At 64.8% G+C, this 21,046-nt stretch carries 21 protein-coding genes and 1 tRNA gene; 13 read left to right on the plus strand and 9 right to left on the minus strand.

The annotated features are described in order from the left end of the window. Positions 1-8: 8 nt before the first annotated feature. From AWB78_RS18185 to wrbA, 4 genes are all read right to left on the minus strand, one after another. Positions 9-812, minus strand: coding sequence for a metallophosphoesterase (locus tag AWB78_RS18185; protein ID WP_062606690.1), 804 nt, complete (start codon positions 810-812; stop codon positions 9-11). Next, positions 809-2,263 carry an FAD-binding oxidoreductase gene (locus tag AWB78_RS18190; RefSeq protein WP_062606692.1) on the minus strand — a complete coding sequence of 485 codons (1,455 nt, stop codon included), beginning with the start codon at positions 2,261-2,263 and terminating at the stop codon, positions 809-811. Before AWB78_RS18190 ends, AWB78_RS18185 begins: the two co-directional genes overlap by 4 nt. A 170-nt stretch (positions 2,264-2,433) precedes the next feature. Continuing rightward, a complete protein-coding gene (locus AWB78_RS18195; protein ID WP_062606694.1) occupies positions 2,434-2,841 on the minus strand; it encodes a DUF2069 domain-containing protein in 408 nt (135 codons plus the stop codon). Between the two features lie 8 nt (positions 2,842-2,849). Then, on the minus strand, positions 2,850-3,470 hold the full coding sequence (gene wrbA / locus AWB78_RS18200; protein ID WP_062606697.1) for an NAD(P)H:quinone oxidoreductase: 621 nt from the start codon (positions 3,468-3,470) through the stop codon (positions 2,850-2,852). Between the two features lie 91 nt (positions 3,471-3,561). Between wrbA and AWB78_RS18205 the strand changes: the two genes are divergently transcribed. Continuing rightward, positions 3,562-4,875 (plus strand): YihY family inner membrane protein, encoded by a 1,314-nt coding sequence (locus AWB78_RS18205; protein ID WP_198399295.1) that lies wholly within the window; start codon positions 3,562-3,564, stop codon positions 4,873-4,875. An 18-nt stretch (positions 4,876-4,893) separates the two neighbouring features. Here the strand turns inward: AWB78_RS18205 and AWB78_RS18210 are convergent, their stop codons facing one another. From AWB78_RS18210 to AWB78_RS18220, 3 genes are all read right to left on the minus strand, one after another. Next, a complete protein-coding gene (locus tag AWB78_RS18210; protein ID WP_062606699.1) occupies positions 4,894-5,214 on the minus strand; it encodes an Mpo1-like protein in 321 nt (106 codons plus the stop codon). 162 nt (positions 5,215-5,376) lie between these two features. Further along, the gene (locus AWB78_RS18215) at positions 5,377-6,216 is read right to left on the minus strand and encodes an alpha/beta fold hydrolase (protein WP_062606701.1); all 840 of its coding nucleotides are present in this window, start codon (positions 6,214-6,216) and stop codon (positions 5,377-5,379) included. Continuing rightward, positions 6,213-7,550: an O-acetylhomoserine aminocarboxypropyltransferase gene (locus AWB78_RS18220; RefSeq protein ID WP_062606857.1), complete on the minus strand. Its 1,338-nt coding sequence runs from the start codon at positions 7,548-7,550 to the stop codon at positions 6,213-6,215. Before AWB78_RS18220 ends, AWB78_RS18215 begins: the two co-directional genes overlap by 4 nt. Before the next feature lie 250 nt (positions 7,551-7,800). Between AWB78_RS18220 and AWB78_RS18225 the strand changes: the two genes are divergently transcribed. From AWB78_RS18225 to aroC, 4 genes are read left to right on the plus strand one after another with little or no spacing between them, the layout of a single operon-like run. Continuing rightward, positions 7,801-8,253 carry a CBS domain-containing protein gene (locus AWB78_RS18225; RefSeq protein ID WP_062606703.1) on the plus strand — a complete coding sequence of 151 codons (453 nt, stop codon included), beginning with the start codon at positions 7,801-7,803 and terminating at the stop codon, positions 8,251-8,253. Between the two features lie 11 nt (positions 8,254-8,264). Next, positions 8,265-8,477, plus strand: coding sequence for a hypothetical protein (locus tag AWB78_RS18230; RefSeq protein WP_062606704.1), 213 nt, complete (start codon positions 8,265-8,267; stop codon positions 8,475-8,477). Then, positions 8,470-10,410: an MFS transporter gene (locus tag AWB78_RS18235; protein WP_062606706.1), complete on the plus strand. Its 1,941-nt coding sequence runs from the start codon at positions 8,470-8,472 to the stop codon at positions 10,408-10,410. The genes AWB78_RS18230 and AWB78_RS18235 overlap by 8 nt, the downstream gene beginning before the upstream one ends. Before the next feature lie 55 nt (positions 10,411-10,465). Continuing rightward, positions 10,466-11,572 carry a chorismate synthase gene (gene aroC / locus AWB78_RS18240; protein WP_062606708.1) on the plus strand — a complete coding sequence of 369 codons (1,107 nt, stop codon included), beginning with the start codon at positions 10,466-10,468 and terminating at the stop codon, positions 11,570-11,572. A 68-nt stretch (positions 11,573-11,640) separates the two neighbouring features. On the opposite strand, the gene AWB78_RS18245 is transcribed toward aroC, so the two are convergent. Next, positions 11,641-13,314, minus strand: a complete 1,674-nt coding sequence (locus tag AWB78_RS18245; protein WP_062606711.1) for an electron transfer flavoprotein-ubiquinone oxidoreductase — start codon at positions 13,312-13,314, stop codon at positions 11,641-11,643. 204 nt (positions 13,315-13,518) lie between these two features. Between AWB78_RS18245 and AWB78_RS18250 the strand changes: the two genes are divergently transcribed. Together AWB78_RS18250 and AWB78_RS18255 are read left to right on the plus strand one after the other, a co-directional pair. Further along, entirely contained in the window at positions 13,519-14,292 is a 774-nt protein-coding gene (locus tag AWB78_RS18250; RefSeq protein WP_062606713.1) for an SDR family oxidoreductase, read from the plus strand. 47 nt (positions 14,293-14,339) lie between these two features. Continuing rightward, on the plus strand, positions 14,340-14,777 hold the full coding sequence (locus AWB78_RS18255) for an acyl-CoA thioesterase (RefSeq protein ID WP_062606715.1): 438 nt from the start codon (positions 14,340-14,342) through the stop codon (positions 14,775-14,777). Between the two features lie 9 nt (positions 14,778-14,786). On the opposite strand, the gene AWB78_RS18260 is transcribed toward AWB78_RS18255, so the two are convergent. Then, positions 14,787-15,332: a LuxR C-terminal-related transcriptional regulator gene (locus AWB78_RS18260; RefSeq protein ID WP_062606718.1), complete on the minus strand. Its 546-nt coding sequence runs from the start codon at positions 15,330-15,332 to the stop codon at positions 14,787-14,789. Positions 15,333-15,552: 220 nt separating this feature from the next. Here AWB78_RS18260 and AWB78_RS18265 point away from each other — a divergent pair, with 220 nt between their 5' ends. The 6 genes from AWB78_RS18265 to AWB78_RS18290 all read left to right on the plus strand — a co-directional run bounded on the left by AWB78_RS18265 (position 15,553) and on the right by AWB78_RS18290 (position 20,917). Then, entirely contained in the window at positions 15,553-16,257 is a 705-nt protein-coding gene (locus tag AWB78_RS18265; RefSeq protein WP_062606720.1) for a CoA transferase subunit A, read from the plus strand. Between the two features lie 2 nt (positions 16,258-16,259). After that, on the plus strand, positions 16,260-16,901 hold the full coding sequence (locus AWB78_RS18270) for a CoA transferase subunit B (RefSeq protein WP_062606722.1): 642 nt from the start codon (positions 16,260-16,262) through the stop codon (positions 16,899-16,901). A gap of 225 nt (positions 16,902-17,126) precedes the next feature. Beyond that, positions 17,127-18,047, plus strand: a complete 921-nt coding sequence (locus tag AWB78_RS18275) for an alpha/beta fold hydrolase (protein WP_062606724.1) — start codon at positions 17,127-17,129, stop codon at positions 18,045-18,047. A 63-nt stretch (positions 18,048-18,110) separates the two neighbouring features. Next, complete coding sequence (locus tag AWB78_RS18280; protein ID WP_062606726.1) at positions 18,111-18,464, plus strand: RidA family protein; 354 nt, start codon at positions 18,111-18,113, stop codon at positions 18,462-18,464. Between the two features lie 44 nt (positions 18,465-18,508). Further along, positions 18,509-20,743, plus strand: coding sequence for a RelA/SpoT family protein (locus tag AWB78_RS18285; protein WP_062606728.1), 2,235 nt, complete (start codon positions 18,509-18,511; stop codon positions 20,741-20,743). Between the two features lie 97 nt (positions 20,744-20,840). Then, a tRNA-Val gene (locus AWB78_RS18290) sits at positions 20,841-20,917 on the plus strand. Positions 20,918-21,046: the final 129 nt, after the last annotated feature.

A 21,046-nucleotide genomic window follows, 5' to 3' on the forward strand; every position in this document is an offset into this window, starting at 1 on the left:
GTCGCTGCTCAGATTTCGACGACCTTGTCCCACGCGAAATCCGGATTTTCCCACCGTTGCTCGCGCCGGCTGAAGTAGCCGCGGGGATTGCACACGACACGCGTGCCGTTCACCACGTAATCGAACGACGTATGCGTATGCCCGTGTATCCACAGCGACGCGGGCGCGCGAGCGAGTGCCGGCAAATGATTGACGAAGCCCGCCGATACGAGATCCTCCGCATAACGCGGCGCGAGGCTTTCGCGCATCGGCGCGTGATGCGTGACGACGATCGTCTGGCCCGCGAACGGCTTCGCAAGTTCGGCTTCGAGCCACGCGCGCGCCTGCTCGTGCAGCGCGAGCGAGTCCTCGGGCGCGAACTCGCGATGCTCGCCGTCCGGCTCGGGCCACGCGAGCTGAATGAGGCCCTTGTAGTCGAGCATGACCTTCGTGCACGCTTCCTTGGCGCGCTCGATATCGGCTTCGCCCGAGCCGAACAGCGCGAAATCGGTCCAGAGCGTGGTGCCGAGCACGCGCCACGCGCCCCGGCGATCGACCAGCGACGCGTTGTTCAGATAGTGCACGTTGTCGACGCTGCGCGCGGCGTCGAGCATGGCCGCTTCCATCGCGCCGAACTCGGCGTCGTAGTACTCGTGGTTGCCTGGCACGTAGATGACGGGCACGTCGGCATCGAAATTCTCCGCCGCCCAGCGCAGGCCTTCGGCGTGGTTGTGAATGTCGCCCGCCAGCACGACGAGATCGGCCTCGGCATAGGGAATCGCCAGCGGCTCGTCGCATTCGAGATGCAGGTCCGACAGCACGCGAATCTTCATGCGGCGTTCTCCTTGGCAGGGACCGCGTTCGAGCGCACGACCTTGCCGGGGTTCATCAGGTTGTCCGGATCGAGTGCGGCCTTGATCGCCTGCATGAGGCGCACTTCCACCGGCGACTTGTAGTGCATCGCTTCATCGACCTTCAACTGGCCGAGGCCGTGCTCGGCGCTGATGCTGCCGCGATGCCGAGCCACCTGGTCGTACACGAGCGCATTGATCGGCGTCTGATGATCGTCGAGAAAGCGTTTCTGATCGACGCCTTCCGGCGCCTGCACGTTGTAGTGCAGATTGCCGTCGCCGAGATGGCCGAAGGTCACCATGCGCGCGCCGGGCACGGCCTTCGCGATGATCGCATCGGTTTCGTCGATGAAGCGGCCGATGCTCGAAATGGGCACGGCGATGTCATGTTTGATGTTCAGGCCTTCCTCCGCCTGAGCGAGTGGAATATGCTCGCGCAAATCCCAGAACGCCTGCGACTGCGCGAGATTCTCCGCGACGACCGCATCTTCGACGATGCCCTTTTCCAGCGCGTCTTCCATGAGTCGTTCGAAGAGGGCGCGCGCGTGCTCGTCGCTTTCGCTGTCGGAGAGTTCGAGCAGCACGGTCTGCGCGTGCGGCTCGCCGAACGGATAGCGCAGTTGCGGGAAGTGCCGTCCGACGAGGCGCATCGAGAAATCCGACATCAGTTCGAAGCCGGTCAGGAGCGCGCCCGCGTGATGCTGCGTCATCGAAAGGAAATCGAGCGCGGCGTGCGGCGATGCGAGGCCGGCGAGTGCCGTGACTTTCGCGACGGGCGCGGGATGCAGCTTCATGACGGCCGCCGTGATGATGCCGAGCGTGCCTTCCGCGCCGATGAAGAGATCGCGCAGATCGTAGCCGGTGTTGTCCTTGCGCAAGCCGCGCAGGCCGTCCCAGATTTCGCCTTGCGGCGTCACCACTTCGAGGCCGAGACACAGTTCGCGCGTGTTGCCGTAGCGCAGCACGCCGGTTCCGCCCGCGTTCGTCGACAGATTGCCGCCGATCGTGCAACTGCCTTCCGCCGCGAGACTCAGCGGAAAGAGGCGCTGTTCGCTTTCGGCGTGCGCCTGGATTTCGGCGAGCACGACGCCCGCTTCGACGGTGATCGTGTTGTTGTGCGGGTCGATGCCGCGAATGCGATTGAGCCGCTTCAGGCTGATGACGGCCTGCGCGCCGCTCGCGTCGGGGGTCGCGCCGCCCGCGAGACCGGTGTTGCCGCCCTGCGGCACGATCGCGATGCGATGTTCGCGCGCGAGCCGCACGACGCCGGCGACCTGCGCGGCATCGGCGGGCAGGAGCACGGCGCACGCCTTGCCGCGATAGCGCTTGCGCCAGTCGACGAGATAGGGCTCGGTATCGTGGGCGTCGGTCAGGACATAGGCCGCGCCGAGCAGTTCGGTGCAGGCGACGATGAAGGCTTGAGATGCGGTCATGGGCAGAAAAGCAGGGATTCCGGTAGAGCGTAGTCCACAGTATCGCGCAGGGTCGCCGCGCGCGAGCCTCGTCCGAATGGCATAGGCACGTGCGACATGCGCCGCATCGCGTCATTCCGTGCTACAAAGCATCACGTCCCGGCGCTGCGGACGTCGAAAAAGCGAACGAACTAGCTTTTTTTCGCACGTGCGTTCATGCGGGCCGTCCGCTTGAACGGCGCGACGTAACCCAGCGCGCAGACGAAGAAGGCGAGCGCGAGCAGCGCTTCGAGCCAGGCGAGCGATGCGGAAAGGCCCGCATCCGTCATGCCGCGCACGACGCCTTCGGCGAGGTACAGCAGCACGAGCATCGAGGCCCATTGCAGCGTGTAGAGATTCCTGCGCGCGACGCCGGGCAGCGCGCACGCGAGCGGCAGCGCCTTCAATGCGAGCGCCCATGCGCCCGGGCGCAGCGGCGCGAGCCAGAGTTCCCACAGGAGCGCGAGCACGATCAGCGCGACGAGACTCGCGAGCGCGCCCGGCGCGAATACGGCGTTCGGCCGTGCGCCGGAAGGGGTGGAAGCGGCGGGCGCGTCCATCGGCCGGGTCATGCGGCGTGCGCGCCGCGCACGAGATTGAGCGCGGTGCGCGCGAGCCGTGCGCCGAGCGCGATGGCGAGCGCTTTCTCGTCGGCGGAAATGCCGTGGCGCTGGTTGTCGTCGCCGCCCGCGCGTGCATGATGCGACGCGCCGTAGGGCGTGCCGCCGCTTTGCGTCGTGGTGAGCCGCGACTCGGTGTACGGGATGCCGACGATCATCATGCCGTGATGCAGGAGCGGCAGCATCATCGAGAGCAGGGTGCTTTCCTGGCCGCCGTGCAGGCTGCCGGTCGACGTGAAGACGCTTGCGGGCTTGCCCGCGAGCGCGCCGGAAAGCCATTGCGGCGTGGTGCCGTCGAGGAAGTATTTGAGCGGCGCGGCCATGTTGCCGAAGCGCGTGGGCGAGCCGAGCGCGAGACCGGCGCATTCTTCGAGATCGCGCAGCTCGGCGTAGGGCGGTCCGTCGGCGGGAATGTCGGGCTGGGACGCTTCGCAGACGGTCGAGACGGGCGGCACGGTGCGCACGCGCGCCTGCATGCCGGGCACGCTGTCGACGCCCTGGGCGATCGCGAGCGCAAGCTCGCGGGTTGCGCCATGGCGGCTGTAATAGAGCACGAGGATGTCGTTCATAAGGCTTTTTTAGTGAACGGCTATTATAGGTATTGGGTGATTTTCGTGGCGAAGCACGGCTTCGCGTGCCGAAGGTCGCCACGACGGGAGAATGCGTTTGCAGCACCTTTCCATCGATTTCGCGGCGGTCAAGCGGCTCGCCAGCTTCGTCGCGCGGCGTATCGGCGAAGACCGCGTCGCGCAAGTGGCGGGCAGCCTCACGTTCACGAGCGTGCTGTCGCTCGTGCCGCTCGCCACGGTCGCGTTCGCGCTCTTCACCGCGTTCCCGATCTTCGCCTCGTTCCAGGCGTCGCTGCAGGATTTCCTCGCGGTGCATCTGATGCCGCCGCAGATCAACGACCAGATCTTCAAGTATCTGAACCAGTTCGCGTCGAAGGCGAAGGGGCTCACCACGGTCGGCATGATCATCCTCTTCGTGACCTCGGTCATGACGATGATGACGGTCGAGTCCGCGTTCAACGTGATCTGGCGCGTGAAGAAGGCGCGCCCGATCGCGCAGCGCGTGCTCGTCTACTGGTCGCTCATCACGCTCGGGCCGATTCTCATCGGCTGCAGCCTGTCCATCTCTTCCTATGTGTTCGCGCATTCGGTCGCGTACGCGGGCTCGCACAATCTCATGCCGCCGATCGTCGAATGGGCGCTGACGGGCGTGTCGCTGCCGCTCACGGGGCTCGCCTTCACGATGATTTACGTCTACATGCCGAACTGCAAGGTCGAGTGGCGCGATGCGATCGTCGGCGGGCTGATCGCTGCGATCGCGTTCGAGCTCGGCAAGCGCGGCTTCGGCGCGTACGTGCGCAGCATTCCGACCTACACCGCCGTGTACGGCGCGTTCGCCGCGCTGCCGGTGTTCCTGCTGTGGGTCTATCTGTGCTGGATGATCGCGCTCGTCGGCGCGATGGTCACGTCCGCGCTGCCCGCGATCCGCACGGGACAGTATCATCGGCGCGATTTTCCGGGCAGCGATCTGCTCGATGCGCTCGAAATTCTCGCGCGGCTCGTCGAGGCGCGCGACGAGGGCAAGCCCGGCTACACGGCGCTGCAGCTTTCGAGCATGGCGCGCTGCGATCTGGATACTTCCACGCGCCTGATCGCGCGGCTCGATGCGCTCGGCTGGATCGGACGGCTGGAGGATTCGCGCATGCCGCGCTATGTGCTGATCGCCAATCCGAATCAGATCACGGTGACGATGCTCTTCGAGCAGTTCGTCATCGATCGCGCCGAGCTGGAGTATCAGCTGAAACTGGACGCCGCGCAGGTAGATTGCGCCGCGCTCATGAATGCGCTGGAGAACGAGAAGCTGGAGATCACGCTCGGCTCGCTGATCGCGGCGCGGGCATCGGCGCTGACGAACGCGCGCCTGCGCGAGCATCCGCGCTCGTCGATGCCGCAGCAGCCCGCGTGAGCGTCCGGCGCGCGTGAATCAAAGCGAAATCTTGCCGACGCAGATGTCCTTGAACATCACCCAGTCGCCCATCAGGCTGTAGACCGGATGGCGAAACGTCGCGGGGCGGTTTTTCTCGAAGAAGAAATGGCCGATCCACGCGAAGCCGTAGCCGCAGACCACGGCCGCCGGCAGCCAGAGCCAGTCGCCGGTGGCGATCGCCATCGCGAGGCAGCCGATCACGCCGAGCGAGCCGATGAAATGCAGTCTGCGCGAGACCGGATTGCGATGCTCGTCGAGGTAATAAGGATAGAACTCGGCGAAGTTCGCGAAATGCTCTCCGTGTGCGGTGTGCGCCATGACGGCCTCCGTGACGATACCTGCTGGTCTCGGGCGGGCGGTGCGCGCCCGTCTGACATTCAGGCCAGCAAGATTCATTCTGCGACTGCCATGCGCGCCGTGCAAGCGGGTGCGGCGGGGTTTCGCGGCCCGCCGCACAGGCGGTTCAGCCCGCCTTGGGCCTTATTTTTTCGCCTGCGCTTTGGCGCAGCCGAGCGCGAAGGCGAAAAGCGCGTCCAGCGTCGCGTCGGGCTGCTCGGACATGAGCGCGTGGCCGGCATCGAGTTCGACCGTGTGGACCGGCGTTCCCGCTGTCCTCAATGCGTCGATGAGCGGGCGGGCGGCGCGCGGCGGCGTCATCACGTCGCGCTTGCCGCTCACGATGCAGACCGGGCAGCGCACGGCGGCCGCGCGTTCGAGCGCATCGGCGTAGGTGTTGCAGGCGCTGAAATCGGTATGGAAGAGCTGCGCCTCGCCGCGCAGGCTCACGCGCTCCATGAGGCGCTGATTCACGCCCTGCAGCCAGAAGCCCGGCGCGGGGCTCGACGGCTTCGCGGCGATCGTCGAATGCGACCACTGATTCACCATTGCGATCGCCTCGGGCTCATGCTCGCGGGCGGCATCGAGCAGCGTGTCGGAGACGGTCATCGGCGCGGCGGTCGCGAGGAGCGCGAGACCCGCGATGCGATCTGGATAGCGGCCGGCGGCATCGAGCGCGATCAGCGAGCCCATGCTGTGGCCGACGACAATCGCCTGCTGCACGTTCGCCGCATCCAGCACGGCGATCACCCAGTCGGCGAGCGCGCCGATGGTGGAGAGCGCGGGGCCGTCGCTGCGTCCGTGGCCCGGCAGGTCAAGCGCCAGCACGCCGAAGCCGTGATGCGCGAAATAGCGCGTCTGCAAGGCCCACACGCTGTGATCGTGCTCCGCGCCGTGAATGAACACGATGGCGGGCCGCGCGGCGTCGAAAGACTTGCCGCCGGTGTAGGCGTAGGCGCCGCGGCCGTTCAGGTCGAGCATCATGCGCGGCTCCCGAGCGGCATGGCCGCGCCCGCGTCCGGACCGCTTTCGGCGGCTTTCTGCGCGGCCTTCAGCCCGCGCTTGAGATCGTCGATGAGATCGTCCGGGTCTTCCAGTCCGATCGACAGCCGGATGCGCCCCGGCCCGATGCCCGCGGCTTCGAGCGCGGCGGCATCCATGCGGAAGTGCGTCGTCGAGGCGGGATGGATCACGAGCGAGCGCGCATCGCCGACATTCGCGAGATGCGAGAACAGCGTGAGCGTTTCGATGAACTTGCGCGCCGCCGGCACGCCGCCCTTGAGATCGAAGCTGAACACCGCGCCCGCACCGCGCGGCAGCAGACGTTCGGCGAGTGCGTGATCGCGATGCGTCGGCAGTTCGGGATAGGCCACGCCATCGACGGCGGGCGAACTCAGCAGGAAGTCGATCACCTTGCGCGTGTTGGCGACGTGCCGGTCCATGCGCAGCGGCAAGGTCTCGATGCCCTGAAGCAATTGCCACGCGGCTTGCGGATGCAGGCACGCGCCGAAATCGCGCAAGCCTTCGCGCCGGGCGCGCAACAGGAACGGCGCCACGGTGCTCTCTTCGGCGAAGACCATGCCGTGAAAGCCGTCGTAGGGCTCGGTGAACTCCGGGAAGCGTCCGCTCGCGGCGAAGTCGAACATGCCGCCGTCGACGAGCACGCCGCCGATGGTCGTGCCATGCCCGCCGAGAAACTTGGTCGCGGAGTGATAGACGAGGTCCGCGCCGTGCTCGAAAGGACGCAGCAGATAAGGCGTCGTGAAGGTGGAATCGACGAGCAAGGGCACGGCGTGCTCATGCGCGATCTCCGCGACGCCCGCGATATCGAGCACGTCGAGGCCCGGATTGCCGAGCGTCTCGCCGAAGAAAAGCCGCGTGTTCGGCCGCGCCGCCGCGCGCCAGGCGTCGAGATCGTGCGGCGGGACGAAGGTCGTCTCGATGCCGAAGCGCCGCAGCGTGTAATGCAGCAGGTTGTGCGAGCCGCCGTAGAGCGCGCTCGATGCGACGATATGCGAGCCCGCGCCCATCAGCGTGGCGATGGCGAGATGCAGCGCCGCCTGGCCGCTCGCCGTGCCGATCGCACCGACGCCGCCTTCGAGCGCGGCCACGCGCTCTTCGAACACCGCGACGGTCGGGTTCGAGATGCGCGAATACACGTGTCCCGAGCGCTCCATATTGAAGAGCGCGGCGGCGTGATCGGAGTCGCGGAAGGTGAACGAGGTGGTCTGATAAATCGGCGTCGCGCGGGCGCCGGTGGCGGGATCGGGCGCGGCGCCCGCGTGCAGCGCGAGCGTGTCGAAACGGTTGGCTGGCATCATAGGCGGCCGGCGCGCATGAGGCGCCGGCATGCGGCGGAAATGAGGGTCAATCATCGTAACATCGGAGGCGCGCCGCAAAACCTAGGGCGAACGCGCGGCCGCCGATCGCGCAAAGCCTTGTCCGTTCGGCCGATGCGGCCCGTTCGCCCCCTGGCTGGCTTTCCTTTTGCAGGCCTTTCCGATAGCATCGAACCATGGTTTCATCATCGTTTGAGCATCTGAACAGGCATTTCGCGAGGAGACAGTCATGCGAGTCAGCGACATTCTGAAGGTGAAGGGCAATACGCTGTTCACCGTGACACCCGATACGCCGCTCTCCGACGCGATCGACACGATGGCGGCGCACGACATCGGCTCGCTCGTCGTGATGGAGTACGGCGATCTCGTCGGCATGCTGACCTTCCGCGAGATCATCCTGACCTTGCACAACAACAGCGGCTCGGTCGGCACCACGACGATCCGCAAGATCATGGACGACCATCCGCTCACCTGCACGCCGGAAACGGACGTCAACGAAGTGCGCCGCATGATGCTCGAGCATCACGTGCGCTATCTGCCGGTCATGGACAAGCGTCAGTTGATGGGCGTCATCTCTTTCTATGACGTGGCGAAGGCCGTCGTGGAAGAGCAAGGCTTCGAGAACCGCATGCTGAAGGCGTATATCCGCGACTGGCCGGAGCAGCAGGAAGAGGCACGCTGAGATTCGCTATCATGCCGCGCGGCTTCGCGCTTCGCGGCAAGACGGTCGAGCCAATGCCTCGCGCAGAACTCATCATCCGCAGCGCGCCCCGATGGCGCGCTTTTTTTCGTCTGGCCCAAAAAGGCTCGATGCCGAGCTCCGGCCCGGTTTCCGTTCCATTCGGATTCGATCACGGTACACGCGCGATCAACGCCGAACTCCACTATTGCGCAAGCCATGAGTGACAAACCGTTGCGCGCCGGGTCGCGCACTTCCCGACGTTCGCATGCCGAGGGCGAAAGCCAGTTTCGCCTGTTGCGCGAGCGCCGCTTCGCGCCGTTCTTCTGGACGCAGTTTCTCGGCGCGATGAACGACAACGTCTTCAAGGTCGGCTTCACGTCGCTCGTGACCTTTCAGGCCGCGCGCTTTTCCGGCGTCGATCCGAAGACCGCCGCGTTTCTCATTTCCGCGATTTTCATCGTGCCGTTCGTGCTCTTCTCGGCGACGTCCGGACAGATCGCCGACAAATACGACAAGGCCGTGCTCGCGCGCCTCGTGAAGAGCTTCGAGATCGTCGTGATGCTGATCGGCGCAGCGGGTTTTCTGCTGCACAGCGCGCCTTTGCTCTATGCCTGCACGTTCCTGATGGGTGTGCATTCGACCGTCTTCGGGCCGGTGAAATACGCCTATCTGCCGCAGCACCTCGACTCGCATGAACTCGTCGGGGGCAACGGGCTCGTCGAGATGGGCACCTTCGTCGCGATCCTGATCGGCACGATCATCGGCGGGGCCGCGGCGGGGGCGTCGGAGCATGGCGCGATGCTGCTCGCGGTGGCGTGCATCGCCTTTGCGATCATCGGGCGTGTCGCGTCGGCGTTCGTGCCGAAGTCGGAGGCATCGCAGCCGGATCTGCGCATCAACTGGAATCCGTTCTCGGAGACGTGGCGCAATCTGAAGCTCGCGAAGGCCGACCGCACCGTATTTCTGAGCCTGCTCGGCATTTCGTGGCTGTGGTTCGTCGGCGCGACCTTCCTCACGTCGTTCTTCAATTTCGCGAAGGACGTGCTGTCCGCCGATCCCGACGTCGTGACCATTCTCCTCGCGACCTTTTCCATCGGCATCGGCACGGGATCGTTACTCTGCGAGCGGCTTTCGAAGCGACGCGTCGAGATCGGGCTCGTGCCGCTGGGTTCGATCGGCATCAGCGTGTTCGCGATCGATCTGTTCCTCGCGAGCCACCGTATCGCGCCCGCCGGACATCTGCTGAACGTCGGCGAATTTCTGCTCGCGCTGCCGCACTGGCGCATTCTCGCGGACCTGTTCCTGCTCGCGATGTTCGGCGGCTTCTACAGCGTGCCGCTCTATGCGCTGATCCAGGCGCGCAGTCAGCCGACGCATCGCGCGCGCATCATCGCGGCGAACAATATCCTCAACGCGTTCTTCATGATCGTTTCGGCGCTGATGGCGCTCGCGCTCACATCGTTCGGCGTCGGCATTCCGGGGCTGTTTCTCGCGACCGCGCTGCTCAACGTCGTGGTCGCCGTGTATATCTATTCGCTCGTGCCGGAGTTCCTGCTGCGCTTCATCGCGTGGATTCTGGTGCACACGTTCTATCGCATTCGTCTCGTCGATGCCGGGCGCATTCCGCCGCAGGGCGCGGCCGTGCTCGTGTGCAATCACGTGAGTTTCGTCGATGCGGTCGTCATCATGGCCGAGAGTCCGCGGCCGATCCGTTTCGTGATGGATCACCGCATCTTTCGCACGCCGTTCGTCGGCTGGCTGTTCAAACACGTGAAGGCGATTCCGATCGCGCCCGCGCACGAAGACGCCGACATGCTCGAACGGGCGTATGCGGCGGCGGGGCGCGCGCTGGACGAGGGCGATCTCGTCTGCATCTTTCCGGAGGGCAAGCTCACGCGCACGGGCGACATCAATCCGTTCCGGCACGGCATCTCCGAGATCCTGCGACGCCATCCGGCGCCCGTCGTGCCGATGGCGCTGCGCGGTCTATGGGGCAGCGTGTTCTCGCGTCACGAAGATGCGCAGTGGCCGCGTCCGATCCATAAAGGTGCGATGACGCGTCTGACGCTCGCGGTCGGCGAGCCGATCGCGCCGGAAGACGCGACGCCGCAGCATCTTCAGGAAGTCGTGACCGCGTTGCGCGGTGCGAGACGTTGAAGCGGCGCTGGCATAATAGCGGTTTCCCCCGACACTTTTTTTCAGGTCGACGCTCATGTCCGGCAATACCCTTGGCACGCTTTTCACCGTCACGAATTTCGGCGAGTCGCATGGTCCGGCGATCGGCTGCGTGATCGACGGCTGCCCGCCGGGCATGGCGCTCACGGAAGCCGATATCCAGATCGAACTCGATCGCCGCCGTCCCGGCACGTCGCGTCACGTCACGCAGCGGCAGGAAGCCGATCAGGTCGAGATTCTCTCCGGCGTATTCGAAGGCGTGACGACCGGCACGCCCATCGCGCTATTGATCCGCAATACCGATCAGCGCAGCAAGGACTACGGCAACATCGCGCAGACGTTCCGGCCGGGTCATGCGGATTACACGTACTGGCAGAAGTACGGCGTGCGGGATTATCGCGGCGGCGGGCGTTCATCGGCGCGTCTGACCGCGCCGACGGTCGCCGCCGGCGCGGTCGCGAAGAAGTGGCTGCGCGAGAAGTTCGGCCTCGAGACGCGCGGCTGCATGAGCGCGCTGGGCGAGATCGAGATTCCGTTCGCCGACTGGCAGCACGTGCGCGAAAACCCGTTCTTCTCGCCGAACGCGGAGATCGTGCCGCAGCTCGAGGAATACATGGACAACCTGCGCCGCGACGGCGATTCGGTCGGCGCGCGCATCCAGGTGACCGCGACGGGCGTGCCGGTCGGTCTCGGCGAGCCGCTTTACGACCGGCTCGACGCCGACATCGCCCACGCGATGATGGGCCTGAACGCGGTGAAGGCCGTCGAGATCGGCGCGGGTTTCGCGAGCGTTGCCCAACGCGGCTCGCAGCACGGCGACGAGATGACGCCCGAAGGCTTCGCGACGAACAACGCGGGCGGCATTCTCGGCGGCATTTCGAGCGGGCAGGACATCACGGTGACGATCGCGATCAAGCCGACGTCGAGCATCCGCACGCCGCGTCAGTCGATCGACAAGGAAGGTGCGAGCGCGACCGTCGAAACCTTCGGCCGTCACGATCCGTGCGTGGGCATCCGCGCAACGCCGATCGCCGAGGCGCTGCTCGCGCTGGTGCTGATGGATCACGCGCTGCGTCATCGCGCGCAATGCGGCGATGTGGTCGTCGGCACGCCGAAGATCGCGGCGCAAGCGCCCGCCAAATAAATCTCAGCATAAAAAAACGGGCGCCGGTCTGAACGACCGGCGCCCGTTTTCATTTGGCGGCGCGGAAATTACATGTTCGGATAATTCGGCCCGCCGCCGCCTTCCGGTGTGACCCACACGATGTTCTGCGTCGGGTCCTTGATGTCGCAGGTCTTGCAGTGCACGCAGTTCTGCGCGTTGATCTGCAGGCGCTCGCTGCCTTCGTCGGACTTGACGAACTCGTACACGCCCGCCGGGCAGTAGCGGCCTTCCGGTCCCGCATAGGTGCGCAGGTTCACGTTCACCGGCACGCTCGCGTCCTTCAGCGTCAGATGCGCGGGCTGGTTCTCCTCGTGGTTCGTGTTCGAGATGAACACCGACGAGAGACGATCGAACGTGAGCTTGCCGTCCGGCTTCGGATAGACGATGGGCTTGCACTGCGACGCCGGCTTCAGCATCTCGTGATCCCAATGCTGATGATGCAGCGTCCACGGCACGTTGCCGCCCATCACCTTTTGCTCGAGGCCGACCATGAAGGTGCCGAGGTAGAGGCCCTTGCTCATCCACTGCTTGAAGTTGCGCGCGCGATGCAGTTCGGTCTTGAGCCACGACGTATCGAACAGTTCGGGGTAGGCGGTCAGCTCGTCGTTCTGACGGCCCGCCTGCACGGCTTCGAACGCGGCTTCGGCGGCCATCTTGCCAGACTTGATCGCCGCGTGGCTGCCCTTGATGCGCGACGCGTTCAGGAAACCCGCGTCATCGCCCGCGAGCGCGCCGCCGGGAAATGCGAGCTTCGGCAGCGACATGAGACCGCCGGCCGTGATCGCACGCGCGCCGTAGGAGATGCGCTTGCCGCCTTCGAGGAACGCACGAATCGACGGATGCGTCTTGTAGCGCTGGAACTCTTCGAACGGCGAGAGATACGGATTCGAATACCCGAGCCCGACGACGAAGCCCACGACCACCTGGTTGTTGTCCATGTGGTAGAGGAATGAGCCGCCGTAGGTGTCGGGTTCGAGCGGCCAGCCGGCGGTGTGGATCACGAGGCCGGGCTTGTGCTTGACCGGATCGATCTCCCACAGCTCCTTGATGCCGATGCCGTACACCTGCGGATCGGAATTCTGGTTGAGCTTGAACTTCTCCATCAACTGACGGCCGAGATGCCCGCGCGCGCCTTCGCAGAAGAGCGTGTACTTCGCGTGCAGTTCCATGCCGAGCTGGAAGTTCTCGGTCGGCTCGCCATCCTTGCCGACGCCCATGTTGCCCGTCACGACGCCGCGCACCGCGCCGTCATCGGTATAGAGCACTTCGGCCGCCGGAAAGCCCGGGAATATCTCGACGCCGAGCGCCTCGGCCTGTTGACCGAGCCAGCGCGTGACGTTCGCGAGGCTGATCACATAGTTGCCGTGATTCTTGAAGTTATCGGGAAGCAGCCAGTTCGGCACCTGCTTCGCGTCGTTCTGCGACAGGAACAGGAAGCGGTCTTCGGTTACTTCGACGTCGAGCGGCGCGCCTTTTTCCCTCCAGTCGGGAATGAGTTCGGACAGACCGCGCGGGTCCATTACCGCGCCGGAGAGAATGTGCGCGCCGATCTCGGAGCCTTTCTCCAGGACGCACACGCCGATCTCGACGCCTTTTTCCTCCGCCAGTTGCTTCAAACGGATGGCCGCCGACAAACCGGCTGGTCCGCCGCCGACGATGACGACGTCGTATTCCATCGATTCGCGGGGACCGTATTGCTCGATGAGGCTCGCCGGGGTCATCAATGCTCCTATGTGCCGTTAGAATGCCCTTTCGGGATCGCGTATTGTCAGGGAAGGTCAGGCGCGCTGCAACCGAAGCTCGCCAATTTAGCACGATCGTACTATTATCACGACACCCGTGCTATCGGTGTCAACGCTGACAGCCCGCATCGGCGCACGCGCGCGCCAGCCAGGGCTTATCCAACCATAGAACAAGGAAGCACAATGGGCCGTTCGATCAACCTGGAAGGCAAGGTCGCGCTGATCACCGGCGCGTCCAGTGGTTTGGGCAAGCGTTTCGCGCAGGTGCTGTCGCAGGCGGGCGCCAAGGTGGTGCTCGCGAGCCGCCGCACGGAGCGTCTGAAGGAGCTGCGCGCGGAGATCGAGTCATCGGGTGGCGCGGCGCACGTGGTGTCGCTCGACGTGACCGATTATCAGAGCGTGAAAGCCGCGATCGCGCACGCGGAGACGGAAGCGGGTACCATCGACATCCTCGTGAATAACTCGGGCGTGTCGACCACGCAGAAGCTGACGGACGTGACGCCCGCCGACTTCGAATTCGTCTTCGGCACGAACGTGCGCGGTTCGTTTTTCGTCGCGCAGGAAGTGGCCAAGCGCATGATCATGCGCGGCAACGCGGCGGCGAAGCCCGCTTACCGCATCATCAACGTGGCGTCGGTGGCCGGCTTGCGCGTGTTTCCGCAGATCGGCCTCTATGCGATGAGCAAGGCCGCCGTCGTTCAGATGACCAAGGCGATGGCGCTCGAATGGGGCCGCCACGGCATCAACGTGAACGCGATCTGCCCGGGTTATATCGACACCGAGATCAATCACCATCACTGGAAGACCGAGCAGGGGCAAAAGCTCATAGCGATGCTGCCGCGCCGCCGCGTGGGCTCGCCCGGCGATCTCGACGGCCTGCTCCTGCTGCTCGCCGCCGACGAATCGCAGTTCATGAACGGCTCGGTGATCTCCGCGGACGACGGCTTCGCGCTCTGAGGGGCCGATTTCTTCACACTGAACACTGAACACAGGTAAAGCAGTCAATGAGCACCGACCACGACTTTCACACCGTCATCGACTTGTCCATGCCGATCCGCTGGGGCGACATGGACGCCTTCGGTCACGTCAACAACACCGTCTATTTCCGTTACATGGAGCAGGTGCGGATCTCGTGGTTCGAACAGGTCGGCATTGCGGGCGGCAACGGCGAGGGGCAGGGGCCGGTGATCGTGAACGCGTCGATGGAGTTCCTGAGGCAGCTTCATTATCCCGGCGACGTGATCGGCCGGATGTCCGTCGGCAAGCCGGGGCGCAGCAGCTTCGATACGCGCTTCGAGCTCTATCGCGCCGACGCGCCCGGCGTGCTGTACGCGCGCGGCGCGGCGAAGATCGTGTGGATCGATTATGCGGCGGGCAAGTCCGTGCCGATTCCCGATCTGTTGCGCCAGACCATCGAAACCGGTGCGCCCGTCGCGCTGTAATCGCGCTTCTCAGGTGCCGAGCAGCCGCTGCAGCAGCTCGGTGGCATTGCCCGTGTCGTATTTCCTCATGAGCCGCGCGCGGTAGATATCGACCGTGCGCGGGCTGATATCGAGCACGCGTCCGATCTGCTTGCTCGTCTTTCCCGTCACCAGCTGCGCGGCGATCTCCCGCTCGCGCGGCGTCAGTTCGATCGCGACGCGCCGTGTCGCGCTCAGGTCCTCGAAGGTCCAGACGCCCGCCGCGTGCGGCGCGCCCTGATCGAGCGCGCGCCCGTTCACGTGACACCAGAACAGCTCGCCGTTCTTGCGCTTCATGATCCGGTCGTCGCTGTACGTGCCTCCTTTGCTGATATGCGCGGCGATGCGCTCCCCGATGCGCGCGAACTCGTCCGGCGATGGATACAGCACCTCGAACGACTTGCCGATGAGCGCTTCGCGCGCGAAGCCGAAGATCGCGCAGACCTGCTCGTTGCAGTCCTCGATGGTCCGGTCGCGCGAAAGCACGAGCCCGACGGGCGCGAGATGAAACGCGGTTTGATAGTCCAGTGCACGCATGTGATATCGGGCGCGCGGCGCCTGAGTTTCCCGGCGAAATGCCGCCGGGAACCAAACGCGCGCGGGCAATGACTTATGTATTTTTGCGTATTGTGCCGGATCGACCGGCCAGCGTACTCTTGTGCCACGCCAAAAGGCCGCCCGACGCGCTCATGCGCGCACCGCGGCGGCACCAAAAAGCCGATTTTCAGTTGGTTTCAAACATGGAAGGGACACTCAGATGAACAAGGTCTATCCCAGCGCGAAGGCGGCGCTCGAGGGCATCGTCAAGGACGGGCAGACATTCGCCGTCGGCGGTTTCGGGCTGTGCGGCATTCCCGAGGCGCTCATCGCCTCGCTGCGCGACTCGGGCGTCAAAGACATCACCTGCATCAGCAACAACGCGGGCGTCGATGGCTTCGGCCTCGGTCTGCTGCTCGAGACGCGCCAGATCAAGAAGATGATTTCGTCGTACGTCGGCGAGAACAAGGAGTTCGAGCGGCAATATCTCGCCGGCGAACTGGAGCTCGAATTCACGCCGCAGGGCACGCTCGCCGAGAAGCTGCGCGCGGGCGGCGCGGGCATTCCGGCGTTCTTCACGAACACCGGCTTCGGCACTGTGATCGCCGAAGGCAAGGAAACGCGCCAGTTCGGCGAGAACCACTACGTGCTCGAGCATTCGCTGACGGCGGATGTCGGTCTCGTGAAGGCGTGGAAGGCCGACAAATCCGGCAATCTGATCTATCGCCGCACGGCGCGCAACTTCAACCCGATGTGCGCGATGGCCGGCAAGATCACCGTCGCCGAAGTGGAAGAGATCGTCGAGGTCGGCGAGCTCGATCCGGACGCGATTCATACGCCCGGCATCTTCGTGCAGCGCCTCGTCCTGAATGCGCATCCGGAAAAGCGCATCGAACAACGTATCGTCCGCGCGAAAGGAGAGTAATCATGGCTTGGACTCGTGACCAGATGGCCGCGCGCGCGGCGCAGGAACTGCAGGACGGCTTCTACGTGAACCTCGGCATCGGTTTGCCGACGCTCGTCGCCAACCACGTGCCGGAAGGCATGGAAGTGTGGCTGCAATCGGAAAACGGCTTGCTCGGCATCGGGCCGTCGCCGTATGAGGACGAAGTCGACGCCGATCTCATCAACGCCGGCAAGCAGACGGTGACGACGCTGCCGGGCTCGTCGATCTTTTCGTCGGCGGATTCGTTCGCGATGATCCGCGGCGGCCACATCAACCTGGCGATCCTCGGCGCGATGCAGATCAGCAAGAAGGGCGATCTCGCGAACTGGATGATCCCCGGCAAGATGATCAAGGGCATGGGCGGCGCGATGGATCTCGTCGCCGGCGTGAAGAAGGTCGTCGTGCTGATGGAGCACGTCGCGAAGGGCGACCAGCACAAGATTCTCGAAGAGTGCACGCTGCCGCTGACGGGCGTGGGCGTCGTGAATCGCATCATCACGGATCTCGGTGTGATCGATGTCGTCGACGGCGGGCTCAAGCTCGTCGAACTGGCGGACGGCGTGACGGTCGAGGAAATTCAGAAGAAGACGGGTGCTGCGCTCGATGTCACGAGCGTGAAGTGACGTCGAAGTGACGTCGAAGTAATATGCGCGCCGCTCGCACGGCGTGAGCGCGAATCAGGGCGGGCGAAGCTTTCGAAGCTTCGCCCGCTTTGTCTTTTGCGGGCTCGGCTGCATCCGCCTTGCGTGCCGACGGGGTCGTCCCGGGATCGTCCATTCGGCCAGCGGCGCTCGAACGGACCCGAGGGGCTTTACAATCGTTTCGACACTTGCCAACAGGGACTCTCCATGACCGCATCCATCGTCGTCGAAGCAGTTCATTCCGATCTGAGCGAGCCGCGCCAGCGCTTCGTGCAATGCGCGAGCCCGGCGGGTCTGCATCGCATCGCCTACACCGAGTGGGGCGATCCGGCGAATCCGCGCGTGCTCCTCTGCGTGCACGGCCTGACGCGCTCGGGCCGCGACTTCGACAAGCTCGCGCAGGCCTTCTCGCACGACTATCGCGTCGTGTGCCCGGATGTGGTCGGGCGCGGCCTCTCGGAGTGGCTCGCCGATCCGCGCTTCTACGGCGTGGCGCAATATGTCGCCGATATGGTCACGCTGATCGCGCGGCTGAATGTGGAAACGGTGGACTGGTTCGGCACGTCGATGGGCGGGCTCATCGGCATGGCGCTCGGCGGGCTGCCGAACACGCCGATCAGGAGGATGCTGCTCAACGACGTCGGGCCGCATATCGAGCCGATCGCGCTGCAGCGCATCGGCGAATATCTCGGCAAGGCGCCGCGCTTCGCGTCGCTCGACGAAGGCGTGCGGCATGCGGCGGCGCTCGCGGCGTCGTTCGGACCGTTGACCGACGAAGAGTGGCGCGGCATCAACACGCCGCTTCTGCACGAACGCGACGGCGCATGGGAATTCCGCTACGACCCGCGCATCGCGCAGCCTTTCACGTCGGCCACCGACGAGCAGAACGCGGCGGGCGAGGCTTTCCTGTGGCATTCGCTCACGTCGATCAGGACGCCGGTGCTCGTCGTGCGCGGTGAGACATCGGATCTGCTGTCGCGCGAGACGGTCGCGCAGATGGTCGAGAAAGGCCAGGCCGTGACGAGCGCCGAGGCTGCCGGCGCGGGGCATGCGCCAGCCTTTCTTGCTGAAGATCAAATCGCTATCGCCAGGGGGTTCTTTCTCGAAAATGGCGGCAGCGGGGCATAATATTGGGCTGAGCATACGTCGTTCATGCCTGTTTTTTCACCATTCATCGATCAGGAACACACAATGGCAGTCATTCGTCATCACGTCGGCCCGCGCTTGTCCGAGATCGCGATCCACAACGGCACGGTGTATCTGGCCGGCCAGATCGCCGAGGACACCGACCAGGACATCACCGGCCAGACGCGCGAAGTGCTCGGTCATGTCGATCGCTTGCTCGAGGAAGCGAACAGCGACAAGTCGCACCTGTTGTCGGTGCAGATCTATATCTCCGACCTCGTGCATTTCGACGGCATGAACGCCGTGTGGGACTCGTGGGTCGCTCAGGGCAGCACGCCGCCGCGCGCCACGGTCGAGGCGAAGCTGGCCAATCCGGCGTGCCTCGTCGAAATCGTCGTGGTGGCCGCGCAGCGCAGCTGATGCGTTGCCTCGCATGAAGTGATCGAAGTAGTGGCATCGCCCGTATGACCGAGACCGCCGTTCCCGCCGAAACCCTGCCCGAGCCGTCCATCGACGACGCGCTCGCGTTCGTGCGCGAGCACGCGAAGGACGCGCGTGTCTCGACGGGCGAACTGCTCGCCGATCACGCGGCGGGCACCGCGCGCATCATGCAGACGCTCAACGTCGATGCGCACGCGGTGGCGGCGGCGGCGCTCTTCGTACTGGCGCCGCATCTCGACGATCCCGAGAAGATCATCGGCGAGCGCTTCGGTCCGGAAGTGCAGCGGCTCGTCGGCGATGTGAGAAAGCTGTTGCGGCTGGGCTCGGTCAGCTCCCGCGCGACGCTCGCGGAACTGCCCGAGAACACGCGCGATGCGCAGGCCGCGCGCCGCGCGCAGGTCGAGGCGCTGCGCAAGATGCTGCTGGCGTTCGCACAGGACATCCGCGTCGTGCTCATCAGGCTCGCGTCGCGCGTGCAGACGCTGCGCTATCACGCCGCGCATAAAATCGATCCGTCGCCGGACGTGCCGCGCGAAACGCTCGAGATCTATGCGCCGCTCGCCAATCGGCTCGGCATCTGGCAGTTGAAGTGGGAACTGGAGGATCTGTCGTTCCGCTTCGAGGATCCGGTCACCTACAAGCGCATCGCGAAGCTTCTGGATGAAAAGCGCGTCGAGCGCGAAACCTATGTGACCGAGGCGATCGCGCGGCTGCAGAAGGAGCTCGACACCGCGCACATCAAGGCCGACGTGAGCGGGCGGCCGAAGCACATCTACAGCATCTGGAAGAAGATGCGCGGCAAGCATCTCGACTTCACCGAGCTGAACGACGTGCGCGCGTTTCGCGTGATCGTCGGCGACATCAAGGATTGCTACACGGTGCTCGGCATCGTGCACAACCTGTGGCAGCCGGTGCCGCGCGAGTTCGACGATTACATCTCGCGTCCCAAGCCCAACGGCTACAAGTCGCTCCATACGGTCGTGATCGGCGACGATGGCCGCGCGTTCGAAGTGCAGATCCGTACCTACGAGATGCATCAGTTCGCCGAGTATGGCGTGGCCGCGCACTGGCGCTACAAGGAAGCGGGCGCGCGCGGCTATGCCGGGCAGGTGACGGCGAGCGAGAAATACGACGAGAAGATCGCGTGGCTGCGCCAGCTTCTCGCGTGGAAGGATGACGTCGAGGGCGAGGGGGAAGGCGAACAGCGGAGCTGGCAGCATCTGCGCGACGCCACGCTCGACGACGACCACATCTACGTGCTCACGCCGCAGGCGCGCGTGATCGCGTTGCCTCAGGGCGCGACCGCCGTCGATTTCGCGTATCACCTGCATAGCGAGCTCGGGCATCGCTGCCGCGGCGCACGCGTCGACGGCGCGATGGTGCCGCTCAACACGCCTTTGCAGAACGGGCAGACGGTCGAGATCGTCGCGGTGAAGGAGGGCGGGCCGTCGCGCGACTGGCTCAATCCGCAGCTCGGCTATCTGCACAGCCCGCGGGCGCGGCAGAAAGTGCGGTCCTGGTTCCTCTCGGCGGACGCGGCGGAGAACATCGCCGCCGGACGGACGATCGTCGAAAAGACCTTGCAGCGCGAAGGAAAGACATCGGTCAGCCTGGATCAACTCGCGACGAAACTCGGCTTCAAGACGCCGGAAGACCTTTACTCGGTGGTCGCGAAGGAAGAGTTCAGCCTGCGCAACATCGAGCACGCGCTCTCAGACACACCGCCGCCCGAGCCCGAGCCGGAGGCGCCCGAGCAGTTCGAGAAGCGCAGCAGCGGGCAGAGCGTCGCGCATGGGGCGTCGACGGGCGTGCTCGTCGTCGGCGTCGATGCGCTGCTCACGCAGCTCGCGCGCTGCTGCCGTCCGGCGCCGCCCGATCCGATCGCCGGCTTCGTCACGCGCGGCAAGGGCATGTCGGTGCATCGCACCGATTGCGCGACCTTCAAGCGCATGGCGCAGCGCTCGCCCGAGCGCGTGCTGCACACGACATGGTCCGCCGACGTGATGGACGGTCGCGGTTCGTCGGTGTATCCGGTGGATCTGGCGGTGGAATCGGCGGACCGGCAAGGCTTGCTGCGTGATATCTCCGAAGTCTTCGCGCGCGAGAAGATCAATGTGATCGGCGTGAAGAGTCAGAGCCGCAGAAACATCGCATATATGCAGTTCACTGTCGAAGTGTCGAATGCGGCGCAGATTCAGCGCGCGTGCACGCTGCTCGGCGAAGTGCAGGGCGTGATTCGCGCGTCGCGGCGGGCGTAGTCAACCGGAGTATTGAACGGATCGGCGAATATTTTCTTTTTTCTGAAGATAAGCACTTGCCAAGTTTAGAAACGCTCCATATAATCTCACTTCTTTCAGGCTCGTAGCTCAGCTGGTTAGAGCACCACCTTGACATGGTGGGGGTCGTTGGTTCGAGTCCAATCGAGCCTACCAACGAAATCGAGGCTTCGGCGAGTGCAGGTTCGTCAGAGTTTCAACCCGCAAGAAGCGCTTGGCGCAAAAGGCGAAAAATAATGGCACGTCGAACGTTGACCGAAACAACTTCGGAGCGACGCTAGTCGA

The sequence above is a fragment of the Caballeronia calidae genome (genome assembly GCF_900044055.2).
GTDB lineage: Bacteria > Pseudomonadota > Gammaproteobacteria > Burkholderiales > Burkholderiaceae > Caballeronia > Caballeronia calidae.